This is a genomic window from Amycolatopsis sp. NPDC028719 (genome assembly GCF_055565395.1).
In genome coordinates this window covers 356,487-370,320 of sequence record NZ_JBVHUL010000009.1, presented here as the reverse complement: position 1 = coordinate 370,320, position 13,834 = coordinate 356,487, and the positions used below count along the sequence as shown (strand labels likewise).

Annotated in this window: 1 protein-coding gene; it reads right to left on the bottom strand. The window is 76.2% G+C overall.

Translation table 11 applies throughout. From position 1 onward, the window contains the following. Positions 1 to 43: 43 nt before the first annotated feature. Entirely contained in the window at positions 44 to 13,807 is a 13,764-nt protein-coding gene (locus ACZ4TR_RS36350; RefSeq protein WP_465292558.1) for a beta-ketoacyl synthase N-terminal-like domain-containing protein, read from the bottom strand. Positions 13,808 to 13,834: the final 27 nt, after the last annotated feature.

Here is a 13,834-nt window from a genome sequence, read left to right as displayed (position 1 = left end):
GCGTTCCACCTCGGGGTCGCTCGGGCTGTGGGTGCCGGTGTGGTCATTCGATGCCGAACTCCTTGCCGAGGAGGTCGAAGACCTCGTCGTCGTCCGCGTCGTCGAGCCGGGCCGAGACGGCCCGGCCGCCACCCGGGATGCGCTGCAGCCGCTGCCATTTGGCGGTCAGCGCGGCCAGGCGCGCCGCGACCGCCTCCTCGTCTTCGTCCGTTCCGCCGCCGCTGTCGCCGAGCCGGTCCAGCAGGTTCGAGAGCGCGGCGTCCAGCCGCTCGAGCTCATCCGTGACCGAGTCCGGCCCCGCCCCGAGCGCCCGCAGGAGGTGCGCCGCCAGAGCGGTGGACGTCGGATGCTCGAACACGACCGTCGACGGCAGCGTCACGCCGGTCGCGGCGGTCAGCCGGTTGCGCAGTTCGATCGCCGTGAGCGAGTCGAAGCCGAGGTCCCGGAACGCGCGGTCGGGCTCGATGCCATCGGTGTCCTCGTGCGCCAGCACCCCGGCGGCTTCCGCGCGCACCAGGTCCGTCGTCGCGGCCAGCCGGCGCGCGGCGGGCAGCGTGGCGACGGTGCGGGCGAACTCCGGGCCCTCCCCGCCGGCGGGTCGCACCACCACGGGCGCGGCCGCCTCCGGCAGATCGGCGAGCAACGGGCTCGGGCGGTGCATTGTGAACGCGGGCGCGAAGGTCCGCCAGTCCACGTCGGCGATCGTGACGAGCGCGTCGCCGCCGTCCATCGCCTGTCCCAGCGCCTGCACCGCGATCCGCGGGTCCAAGACGCCCAAACCGTGCCGGACCGAAGACCGCGCGGGCGCGCCGTCGGCCCACGGCCCCCAGGCGACCGACGTCGCGACCCGGCCCTGGGCTCGGCGTTGCTCGGCGAGGGCGTCCACGAAGGCGCTGCCCGTGGCGTACCCGGGAACCAGCGCGCTGCCCCAGGTCGCCGCCACCGACGAGAACAGGACGAAGTCGTCGAGGTCCAGGTCGGCGGTCAGCTCGTCGAGCCAGCGCGCCCCGGCCGAGCGGGCGCCCGCGACGGCCGCGAGCTCCTCGGCGGTCGTGTCGGCGACCGCGGTCGCCTGTCCGGCGCCGACGGCGTGAACGACACTGCGCAGCGCCGGTCCGCCGTCGGCGGTGAGCTGCCGCAGCAGGCCGCCGAGCTCGGCGCGCTGTGTGGTGTCGCAGGCCGTGATGGCGAGGTCGGCGCCGGCCGCCGCCACGTCGGCGGCGAGCCCCGCCACCTCCGCCGTCAGCGGCTCCCCGGCGGCGAGCACGACGCGTTCGGCGCCCCGCCCGGCGATCCACCGGCCGACTTCACCGCCGATCGCGCCGGTGCCCCCGGTGACCAGCACGGTCCCGCGGCCCGGGCGCGGCACCTCGGTCACCGCGGCGGCCCGGACGAGGCGGCGGGCCAGGATGCCCTGCGGGCGGACCGCCGACTGGTCCTCGCCGACGGCGCCGGACAGCAGCCCGGCCAGCCGGGCGCCGGTCCGAGCGTCCCAGTCCGCCGCCCGCGGCAGGTCGACGAGACCACCCCAGCGCTCGGGGTGCTCGAGGCCGGCGACCCGGCCCAGTCCCCAGGCCTGGGCCTGCGCCGGGCGGCCGAGCTCGCCGGGGCCGGTGACCAGCGCGCCGGCGGTCAGCACCCACAGCGGGACTTCGGGCGCGTCCTCGCCGAGCAGCTGGATGAGGTCGAGGGTGGCCGCCACGCCCCGGGTCATCGTCGGGTGGCCGTGCTCCGGGGATTCGTCCAGGGCCAGCAGGGAAACCACGCCGGCGAGCGCGCCTTCGCGAGCCACGCGCCGGCCGGCGTCCAGCTCGGTCACGACGTCGGCGGCACCGTGCGCGACGAGTGCGTCGACGACCTTCCGCGCGATGCCGGGCACGACGGCCCCACCGGCCACCAGCCACGTTCCCGACAGCACCGGCGGCTCGGGGGCCTCCGCCACGCGCGTCCACGTGATCCGGTAGCGGAGGCCGGCCAGCGGATCGCCGGACCCGGCGGGGCGAGCCGGTTCGGGCCAGTAGCGACCGCGCTGGAAGGCGTAGGTGGGCAGTTCGACGAACTCGCCGGGGCCGTACACCGCCGCCCAGTCGACCGGCACTCCGGCCACATACGCCGTGGCCAGCGAGGTGAGCAGGCGCCGGGCCCCGCCGTCCCGGCGGCGCAGGGTGCCGGTGACGGCCGCCGCGTCACCCAGGTTGTCGCCGATCGCGCCGATCAGCGCCGGATGCCCGGACATCTCGACGAACACGCGGTGCCCGCTCTCGCCCAGGGTCCGGACGGCGCCGGCGAAGTCGACCGTCCCGCGCAAGCTGGCGTACCAGTACCCGGCGTCCAGCTCCGGGCCGGCCACCCACTGCCCGGTGTACGCCGACAGGACGGGGATCTCCGCCGGGCGCGGCTCGATCCCGGCCAGCGCGGTCACGATCTCGTCCTCGAGTTCCGCTACTTGGACGCTGTGCGACGCGTAGCCGATCGGCACCCGCGACGTCCGGCAGGTCTCGGGGCAGGCCGCCGCGAACTCGGCCAGCGCGTCCGGATCCCCGGATACCACGGTCGAGCGGGGGCCGTTGACCGCCGCGAGCGACAGCCGGCCCTCGAAGCCGGTCAGCCACGTCCGCACGACGTCGGCGGACTCCGCGACCGAGAGCATGCCCCCGCGGCCGTCCAGCGCCCGCAGCGCCCGGCTCCGCAGCGCGACGACCTTCGCCCCGTCTTCGAGCGAGAGGGCCCCGGCCACCGTCGCCGCCGCGATTTCGCCGAGCGAATGCCCGACGACCGCGTCCGGGCGCACCCCGGCCGCCCGCCACACCGCGGCCAGCGCCACCGAAACCGCCCACACGGCGGGCTGCAGCACGTCGGCGGCCAGGAAGTCGTGCCGGCCCGCGAGCACGTCGCCGAGGTCCCACGGCACGTACGGCGCCAGGGCCGCCGCGCACTCCGCCAGCCGCTCGCGGAAGACCGGCGAGGCCTCCGCCAGTTCCCGGCCCATGCCGACCCATTGACTGCCGTGGCCGGGGAAGACGAACACCGTCCGGCCCGTTCCTCCCGGTGCGACCGAGCCGGTCACCACGTCCGGCGCGGACTGCCCGGTGGCCACCGCCGCGAGCGCCGGCGCCAGCTCGGCCGCGTCCGCCCCCAGCACCACGGCCCGCCGCTCGAACGGCGAACGGGTCGTGGCCAGCGACCACGTCACGTCGAGCGCGGGGACGTCGGGGTGGGCCAGCGCGAACTCGCGCAGCCGGCCGGCCTGCGCCGCGAGGGCCCGCGAGTCCCGCGCACCGATCGGCCAGGCGACCGGCCCGCCGGACAGCACCGGCGCGGAGCCGGGCTCCGCCAGCACGGGCGCCGGCCGTGCGGGCGGCTCTTCGATGATGACGTGCGCGTTGGTGCCGCTGACGCCGAAGCTCGAGACGCCCGCCCGGCGCGGCCGACCCGCTCGCGGCGCCCACTCCGCCGGCCGGCGCAGCAGCTCGATGTTCCCCGCGGTCCAGTCGACGTGCGGGGACGGGGCGGCGGCGTGCAGCGTGCGCGGCAGCCGCGCGTGCCGCAAGGCCAGGACGGTCTTCATGATCCCGGCGACGCCGGCGGCGGCCTGCGTGTGCCCGATGTTGGACTTGACGGACCCCAGCCACAACGGCCGGTCCGCCGGGCGGTCCTGCCCGTAGGTCGCCAGGAGGGCCTGCGCTTCGATCGGGTCGCCCAGCTCGGTGCCGGTGCCGTGCGCCTCGACCACGTCCACATCGGACGGTGCCAGACCCGCAGCGGCCAGCGCGGCGCGGATCACCCGCTGCTGGGCCGGTCCGCTGGGTGCGGTGAGCCCGTTGGACGCGCCGTCCTGGTTGACCGCGCTGCCGCGGACCACGGCCAGGACCCGGTGGCCGAGACGACGGGCGTCGGCGAGCCGCTCGACCGCGAGGACGCCGACGCCCTCGGCCATGCCCATGCCGTCGGCGCCGGTCCCGAACGCCTTGCACCGGCCGTCGGCCGCCAGCCCGCGCTGCCGGGAGAAGGCGACGAGGTCGCGTGGAGTCGGCATCACGGTGACCCCGCCGACCAACCCGAGGTCGCACTCGCCAGCGCGCAGGGCCTGGACGGCGGCGTGCAGTGCGACCAGCGACGACGAGCACGCCGTGTCGATCGTGAGCGCGGGACCTTCGAGCCCGAGGAGGTAGGAGACGCGCCCGGACAACACGCTGGTGGCCGCGCCGATCATCGCCTGGCCTTCGAGGCGGCCGTCGGCCGATCCACCGGCCTGGGCGGTGAGGTGGTCGTAACCGGAGCCGAAGCCGCCGACGAACACACCGGTGCGGCTGCCGCGCAGCCGTCCGGGATCGAGGCCGCCCCGCTCCAGGGTCTCCCAGACGACCTCCAGCAGCAGCCGCTGCTGCGGGTCCATGGCGACGGCTTCGCGGGGGCTGATGCCGAAGAAGCCGGCGTCGAACTCCGCGGCCTCGTGCAGGAAACCGCCTTCGCGGGCGTAGAGGGTGCCCGGCCGGTCGGGGTCCGGGTCGTAGAGTGCGGCCAGGTCCCAGCCGCGGTCGGTCGGCAGGCCGGTGATGGCGTCTTGGCCCGCGTCGAGCAGCTGCCACAGCTGCTCGGGGGTGTGGACCCCGCCGGGCAGGCGGCAGCCCATGGCGACGATGACCACCGGGTCGGTGTCCGGGCCGGCCATCGCGCCGCGCGGTTCGGCCGGGACGGTCCGGCCGTCCGCGGCGGCGGGGGCCAGCTGCGTCCGCAGGTGCGTGGCGAGCGCGACCGGATCCGGGTGGTCGTAGAGCAGGGTGGCGGGCAGCGACAGGCCGGTGACCGCGCCGAGCCGGTTGCGCAGCTCGACCGACGTCAGCGAATCAAGGCCGAGTTCGCTGAAGGCGCGGCCGGGCTCGATGTCCGCGGCCGAGCCGTACCCCAGCACGGTGGCGGCCTCGTCGCGGATCAGGTCGTGCAGCAGGCGGTCCCGGGCCGCCGCCGACGTCAGCGCCGTCAGCCGGGCGGCGAGCGGCCGGTCCGCGCCGGCGGGCACCGAGGCCGTGGCCGCGGTGCCGGCGGCCCGGATCTCCGGCAGGTCCCGCATCAGCGGAGCCCGGCGCAACTGCTCGGGCCCGCGCGCCGTGGCCATCGCCCCGAAGTCGACCGCCATCAGCGACAGCACGGAAAGCCGCGGGTCGCGGTCCTCGACGGCGGCGGCGAGGGCGCGGATCGCGGCCGCGGGCTCCATCAGGACTTCCCACTTGTTGCGGGCGAGCCGCCGGCGGGCGCCTTCGCTGGCCTGCCCGACGCCGCCACCCGCCCACGGGCCCCACGCCAGCGAGGTCGCGGGCAGCCCGCGGGCCCGGCGCTGCTCGGCGAGCGCGTCGAGGTAGGCGTTGGCGGCGGCGTAGTTGCCCTGGCCGCCGTTGCCGAAGGTGGCGGAAATGGACGAGCACAGGATGAAGGCGTCCAGGTCCAGGTGGGCGGTCAGCTCGTCGAGGCTCGCGGCGCCGCCGGCCTTGCCGTCGAACGTGCCGGCCAGGCGCGCGGCGTCCAGGCGGTCCAGAACGCCGTCGTCGAGAGCTCCGGCGGCGTGCAGCACGGTCGACAGCGGCGGCCCGGTGCGGGCGATGCGGTCGAGGACACCGGCGAGCGCCGGGCGGTCGGCGGTGTCGCAGGCGACCACGTCCACGGCGGCGCCCGCGGTCGCGAGCCCGGCCGCCAACGCGGCGGCGTCCGCGGCGGCGGGGCCGGAGCGGCTGGTCAGGACGACGCGGCGGGCGCCGCGTTCGCCGGCCAGCCAGCGCGCGGCGTGGCTGCCGATGTGGCCGGTGCCGCCGGTGACCAGCACCGTGCCCCGCGGCGCCAGGCGCTGCCGGTCGGCGACGGGCTTGGGGGCGTGGGCCAGCCGTCGTGGCCGGACGCCGTCCGCCCGCAGCGCGACCTCGTTCTCGTCGCGGGCGGCGAGCACGGCGACCAGCCGGGCGGCGGCCCGCGGGTCGAAGTGCGCGGGGAGGTCGGCCAGCCCGCCCCACCGGTCCGGGTGCTCGGCCGCGACAGTCCGGCCCAGCGCCCAGACGGACGCCTGCCGCGGGTCGGCCGCGGCGGCCCCGGGATCGGTGGACACGGCGCCAGCGGTCAGCACCCACAGCGGAGCCGCGACTCCGGCGTCGCCGAGGGCCTGCACCGCGGCCAGCGTCGCGGCCAGGCCACGGGGCACGGACGGGTGCGCGGCGAGCGGAGCGGTGTCGAGGGCGAGCAGCGAAACCACGCCCGCGGGTTCGGCGCCGTCCAGCGCGGCGACGACGCCGTCGGCGTACCCGGCCCGGCCGGGGTCGGCGGTGTCCGGTTCGACGGTGACGATCTCGGCGCCGGCGCCTTCGAGCGCCGCGATGCACGGATGCGGGTCATGCCCGCCCGGAGCCAGCACGAGCCAGACGCCGGAAAGCCGGGCGGGCGCAGGTTCGGGGGCGTGGGCCCACTCGATCACGAACCGCCAGTCGTCGGTGCGGTCCACCGGCGCGGTTTCGCCGGTGACGGGCCGCGCGATCGCCGGCTTCGGCCAGTAGCGCCGGTGCTGGAAGGCGTACGTGGGCAGCTCGACCCGCGGGGCCGAGGCGCGCAGCCTGGGCGAAGCGGGCAGCACGGCCGTCCAGTCGATCGGCAGGCCGTGGACGAACGCGGTGCCGAAGGAGCGCAGCAGCCGGTCGGCGCCGTCGTCGTCGCGCCGCAGCGTGTCGACCACCACCGGCGCGGGCAGGTCGGCCCGGCCGCCCAGCACCTCCTCGACGGCGGCCAGCAGCACCGGCTGCGCCGACACCTCCACGAAGGCCCGGTGCCCGGACAGCGCGAGAGCTTCCACGGCCTCCCCGAACCGGACCAGGCTCCGCACGTTCGCGTACCAGTACTCCGGTCCCAGCTGCGAGCCGTCCACCACCCGCCCGAGCACGGTCGAGAAGAACGGCACCGCACCGGATCGCGGCTCGATCCCCGCCAGCAACCCCGGCAGCGTCGCTTCCAACGGCTCGCACAGCCGCGAATGCGCGACGAAGTCCGTCACCGGCACGCGCCAGCGCAGCACCTTCCGCTTCCGCAGCACCCGCTCGAACTCGCGCAGCGCGCCGGGCTCACCGGAAACCACCGTCGCCGCCGGCGAGTTCACCGCCGCCACCGACAGCCGGTCCCCGAACGGCACCAGCAGGTCCCGCACCGACGCCACCGGCATCACCACCGAGAGCATCCCGCCCTCGACGCCCAGTCCCGCCAACGCCGCCGACCGGACCGCGACCACGCGTGCGCCGTCCTCGACCGACAGCACCCCGGCAACGGTCGCCGCGGCGATCTCCCCCTGGGAATGCCCGAGGACCGCTTCCGGTACGACACCGGCCACTCGCCACACCTCGGCGAGGGCCACCATCACCGCCCACAGCACGGGCTGCAGCACCGCGACGCCTTCGAGATCCGGCGCGTCTTCGGCACCGGCCAACACCGCGTACGGGTCCCAGGGAACGAACTGCCGCAGCGCCCGCACGCACTCGGCGAACCGCGCGGCGAACAGCGGGGACTCCGCCAGCGACCGGCGGCCCATTCCCACCCACTGGCTGCCCTGCCCGGGAAAGACGAAGACGACCCGGTCTCCACGGGCGGTGCTCTCGCCGACGACGACGTTCCCGGCGGGCCGGCCGGCCGCCAGCCCGGCGAGCCCGCCGGCGAACCCGGCCGGCTCGGCGACGACGACGGCCCGGTGCCCGAAGTGGCTCCGCGTGGTGGCCAGCGACCACGCAACGGCCTCGGCGGCCGGGGCGTCCGGAACGAGCGCGAACTCCCGCAGGCGGCCGGCCTGCGCGGCCAGTGCGTCGCGGCCGCGGGCGGTGACCGGCCAGGCTGTGACCTCGGAGCGAGGGGCCAGCAGTGGCAGCCCGGCCGGCTCGTCGGCGGGCGACGCTTCCGGTTCACCCGGCTGCTCGACGAGGACGTGCACGTTGGTGCCGCTCATGCCGAACGCGGACACGCCGGCGCGCCGCGGGGCCGCCGCCCGGGTGGTCCACGGCCGTGGCTCGGTCAGCAGCCGCACCCCGCCCGATTCCCAGTCGATCTCCCGGGATGGCTCGTCGGCGTGCAAGGTGCGCGGCAGCACCCCGTGGCGCATCGCCAGCACCATCTTGATCAGGCCCGCGAGGCCCGCGACGGTCTGGGTGTGCCCGATGTTGGACTTCGCCGAGCCGAGCCACACCGGGCGGTCGGCGGGCCGGTCCTGCCCGTAGGTGGCCAGCAGCGCGTGGGCTTCGACGGGATCGCCGAGCGGAGTGCCGGTGCCGTGCGCCTCGACCGCGTCGACCTGGTCCGGCGTCAGGCCCGCGGCGTCCAGGGCGGCGCGGATGACCCGCTGCTGCGAAAGCCCGTTGGGCGCGGTGAGACCGTTGGACGCGCCGTCCTGGTTGACCGCCGTGCCGCGCACGACCGCCAGCACCGGGTGCCCGAGGCGGCGCGCGTCGGACAGCCGTTCGACGGCGATGGTCGCCGCGCCTTCCGAGAGGCCCATGCCGTCGGCCCCGGCGGCGAACGGCTTGCAGCGCCCGTCCCCGGCGAGACCGCGCTGCCGCGAAAAGCCGACCAGCTGGCTCGGCGTCGACATCACCATCACGCCGCCGACCAGCGCGAGCTCGCATTCGCCCGCCCGAAGCGCCTGGCCGGCCAGGTGCAGCGCGACCAGCCCAGACGAACACGCGGTGTCGATCGTGAGGGCGGGCCCCTCCAGACCCAGCGCGTAGGCGACGCGGCCGGAGATGATGCTGCTGGAGTGGCCGGTGACCAGGTACCCCTCGGCGGCCGGGTCGCCGTCGGCAAGCCCGGCGCCGTAGCCGGTCAGCGTGGCGCCGGCGAACACGCCGACCGGAGTGCCGCGCAACGCCTCGGGAGCCAGCCCGGCGCGCTCGAGCGCCTCCCACGCCGTCTCCAGCAGCAGCCGCTGCTGCGGGTCCATGGCGACCGCTTCGCGTGGGTTGATGCCGAAGAACGCGGCGTCGAACCCGGGCGCGTCGTGCAGGAACCCGCCTTGGTGGGTGACGGATTTGCCCTGGCGGCCCGGATCGGGGTCGTAGAGGCCCGGGTCCCAGCCACGGTCGGTGGGCAGCCCGCCGATGACGTCGGCGCCCGCGGCGAGCACGTCCCAATACTGCTCCGGGGTGGTGACCCCGCCGGGGAACCGGCAGCCGATACCGACGATGGCGAGCGGTTCTCCGGGGTCCGCGGCGGCCGCGGCCGGGGTGACCGTGGCGGCCGCGGTGGCGGCGTCGGTGCCGAGGACCGCCGCGGCGAGGTGTGCGCCGAGCGCCGCCGGGGTCGGGTGGTCGAAGACGATCGAGGAACGCAGCCGCAAGCCCGTCGCCGCGGCCAGCCGCTTCCGCAGGTCGACCGCCGTCAGCGAGTCGAAGCCCAGGTCGCGGAAGGCCCGGCTGCCCGGCACCTCGCCCGCGTCGCGGTGGCCGAGGACGGCGGCCGCGTGGACGCGCACCAGGTCCGTGGCCAGCCGCTCGCGCTCGGGCGTGGCGGCCGCGGCGGCCAGCTTGGCGGCGAAATCGCTCACCGGCGCGTCCGTGGCGTTCGCGGTCTCGGTGAGGGTGCCGGGCGTGGTGTCCTCGAGGTGGCTGTGCGCTTCGGGAATCCGCTCCAGCAGGGCGCTGCGGCGTGCCGCGGTGAAGACCGGCGCGAATTCCGCCCAGTCCATGTCGGCGAGCGCGAGGTAGGGACCGGTGGCCGCGGCTCCCTCGGCGAGGACACGGCCCAGCGCGTCCAGGGCCGGGCCGGGGGCCAGGAACCGGGTGCCCTGGCGGCGGAGTGTGTCGCCGGTGATGGTGACGGGTCCGTGCGGCCCGAAGGCGTCCGGTGCTTCCCAGTCCCGCGTGTCCCACACGCCCCAAGCGAGCGAAAGCGCCGCGGCGCCCCGTGCCCGGCGCCGCTGCGCGAGCGCGTCGAGGTGGGCGTTCGCGGCCGCGTAGGCGCCGTGCTCGGCGCTTCCCCAGGCCGCGGCGATCGAGGAGAACAGGACGAACTCGTCGGCGTCGGCGACCAGTTCGTCGAGGTGGTCGGCGCCCGCCGCCTTGGCCGCCAGCGACGCGGCGAGGCCGTCGAGACCGGTGTCCTCGAGCCGGGTGAGGTGGAAGGCGTTGGCCGCGTGCAGCACGGTGGTCAAGCGCGGGCCGGTGCCGTCGGTGCGCGCGAGGAGCGCGGCCAAGGCCGGGCGGTCGGCGACGTCGCAGGCCACGACGTCGACCGCGGTGCCCGCCGCGACGAGTGACGCCACGTGGGCCGCCGGCACCGCGGCCGGCCCGGAGCGGGTGGGCAGCACGACGCGCGTGGCGCCGCGCGCGGCCAGCCAGGCGGTCAGGTACGGCCCGAGGGAGCCGGTGGCGCCGGTGACCAGCACGGTGCCTTGTGGCGACCAGGCGCCGTCCGGCCCGATCGGGTCGGGGACGACCCGGGAGGCGCGTTCCAGCCGCCGGGCGAAGACGCCGGCGCGGCGGAGCGCGACCTGGTCTTCGGTGCCGTCGGCGACGACGGCGGCCAGGCGGCCCGCGCTCCGGTCGTCCCACCGTTCGGGCAGGTCGACGAGCCCGCCCCAGCGGTGTGGGTACTCCAGCGCGGCCACCCGGCCGAGACCCCAGACCTGCGCGGCAGCGGGTTCGGGAGGAGCGTCGCCGGGCACAACCGACACGGCACCGCGGGTGACCGTCCACAGTGGAGCTGTAACGGCGGCGTCGCCGAGGGCCTGCACCAGCGCCAAGGTCGCGGCGGTGCCGTGCGGGACGGCCGGGAAACCCGGCAGTGGCCGGCTGTCCAGTGCGAGCAGCGACAGCACTCCGGTCGGCTCGACGGGCCCGTCCACGGCGAGCCGAGCGGTCACGTCGGCGGCGAGCGCGGCACGGTCGACCGCCGTGGTCGTCAGCACGACGGCGCGGGCACCGTGCGCGGTCAACGCGCGCACGCACGGCTCGGGGTCGACACCGTCCCGGGTGACGACCAGCCAAGATCCGGTGAGGGCGGCGACGGCGGCGGGGCCGAGTGGCTCCCAGGCCGTGCGGTAGCGCCAGGTGTCGTCGGTGTGCACGGGCGCCGCTTGCTGGGGCGCCGGCTGCGTGCGCCGCGGCCAGAACCGGTTGCGCTGGAAGGCGTACGTCGGCAAGTCGACACGACCGGCGCGGGGCAGCACCGCGGCCCAGTCCACGGGCACGCCGTGCACGTATGCCTCGCCGAAGGAGGTCAACAGCCGGGACGCGCCGCCGTCGTCGCGGCGCAGGGTGCCGACGACCACGGGCTCGCGGTCCGCCAGCTCGTCCCCGATCGCCGTGGTCAGCACGGGATGCGGGGACAGCTCCACGAAAGTGTCGTGCCCGGCGTCGCCGAGCGTCCGGATCGCACGCGCGAATTCGACCGGCTCGCGCAGGCTCGCGGACCAGTAGGCGGGGCCGAGCTCCGGGCCGCGGAGCCATTCCCCGCTCATGGCCGAGATCATCGGGAGGCGTGCTTCGCGGGGCACGATGCCGGACAGCGCGGCGGTGATCCCTTCGCGCAGCTCGTCGACGTGCGCACTGTGCGAGGCGTAGTCCACGGGCAGCACGCGCGTGCGCGTGTTCGGGTGCAGCGCCACCAGCTCACGCAGCGCGTCCGGGTCGCCGGCGACCACGGTGGCGGTCGGTCCGTTCACCGCGGCGACCGACAGGCGGCCCTCGAACGGTTCCAGCCGGCCACGAACGACCTCGGCCGCGCTCTCGACGGCCATCATCCCGCCTCGCCCGGCGAGCGCTGTCAACGCCCGGCTGCGCAGCGCGACGACCTTCGCCGCGTCTTCCAACGACAGGATTCCCGCCACCACCGCGGCCGCGATCTCACCCTGCGAATGCCCGACCACCGCGTCCGGTACCACGCCGGCCGCTTCCCACACCGCCGCGAGCGACACCATCACCGCCCAAAGCGCCGGCTGCACCACGTCCGCGGCATCGAATCCGTAGCGACCGGCGAGGACGTCGTCGAGGTCCCAGTCCAAGTACGCGAGAAGTGCTTCCGCGCACTCGGCCAGCCGCGCCGCGAACACCGGCGACGTCTCCGCCAGCTCCCGGCCCATGCCGACCCACTGGCTTCCCTGCCCCGGCAGGACGAACACCGTCCGGCCCGTGCCGGCGGGCCGGGCCTCCCCGATCGCGACGCCCACCGCGGGTTCGCCGGCGACCAGTGCGGCCAATGCGCCGGCCGCCTCAGCCGCGGGCACGACCGCGCGGTGCTCGAACGCCGTCCGGGTCGTGGCCAGCGACCAGCCCACTTCGCCGGCCGTCAGCTCCGGCCGGGCGGCGAGGTGTTCCTCGAGCGCCCGAGCCTGCGCCGTCAGCGCCGCCGGCGTGCGTCCGGACAACACCCACGCCGTCGCGGCTCGCAGCACCGGACGCCCGGCCGGCGCCCCCACCGCCTCGGACACCGGCGCTTCTTCCAGGACCAGGTGCGCGTTGGTGCCGCTGATGCCGAACGCCGAAACGGCGGCCCGCCGCGGACGATCGGCCTCGTGCCCCCAGCCAACGGGCTCCTGCAGCAGCCGCACCCGGCCGGCCGTCCAGTCCACGTGGTCCGAGGGCCGCTCGGCGTGCAGGGTCCGGGGCAGCACGCCGTGTCGCAGCGCCATGACCAGCTTGATGACGCCGGCGACCCCCGCCGCGGCCTGGGTGTGCCCGATGTTGGACTTCACCGATCCCAGCCACAGCGGCCGGTTCCCGGCCCTCCCGTACGTCTCCAGCAGCGCCCGCGCCTCGATCGGGTCGCCGAGCCTGGTGCCGGTGCCGTGTGCCTCCACGGCGTCGACGTCGGCTGCCGTCAGCCGCGCGTTCTCCAGAGCCGCCCGGATGACCGCGCACTGCGACGGCCCGTTCGGTGCGGTCAGGCCGTTGGACGCGCCGTCCTGGTTGACCGCGCTGCCGCGGAGCACCGCCAGGACCGGGTGGCCCAGGCGAAGCGCGTCGGTCAGCCGTTCCAGGACCACCATCCCGGCGCCCTCGCCCCAGCCCGTGCCGTCGGCATCCGCCGAGAAGGGTTTGCAGCGGCCGTCGGCGGCCAGGCCCCGCTGCCGGGAAAACTCCCGGAACAACGTCGGCGAGGACATCACGGTGACCCCGCCGGCCAGCGCGAGTTCGCACTCGCCGGCACGCAGCGCCTGCATCGCCAGGTGCAGGGCCACGAGTGAAGACGAACAGGCTGTGTCCACCGTCAGGGCCTGGCCGACCAGGCCCAGCGTGAACGAAATCCGGCCGGAAAGCACGCTGTTGGCCGTTCCGGTCAGCAGGTGCCCCGCGGCATCCGCGAAGTCGAGGTCACGCCCGCTCCCGTAGCCCGCGGAGGAGGAATAGACACCCGTGAAGACGCCGGTGCGGGAGCCCCGGAGGGCGGCGGGGTCCATCCCGGCGCGTTCGATCGCTTCCCAGGTCGTTTCCAGCAGCAGCCGCTGCTGGGGGTCCATCGCCAGCGCCTCACGGGGACTGATCCCGAAGAAGGCCGCGTCGAAATCGGCGGCCCCGTCGAGGAAACCGCCCTCGCGGGTCGTGGAGCCGGGCAGCTCCGGGTCGTCGTAGAGCCTGGCCGTGTCCCAGCCGCGGTCGACCGGGAACCCGGCGATCGCGTCGGCACCGGTCTCGACCACCCGCCACAGCGCCTCGGGACTGTCGACGCCGCCGGGGTATCGGCAGCCCATGCCGATGACGGCGATCGGTTCGTGCCTGAGCTGCCGCAGCTCCGCGTGAGCACTGCGAAGTCGGGCCGTGACGACGTCGAGGTAGTCACGGAGCTGCTGTCTGTCTGCCATTCCGCCCTTGCTCCCCCGCAGCGGACT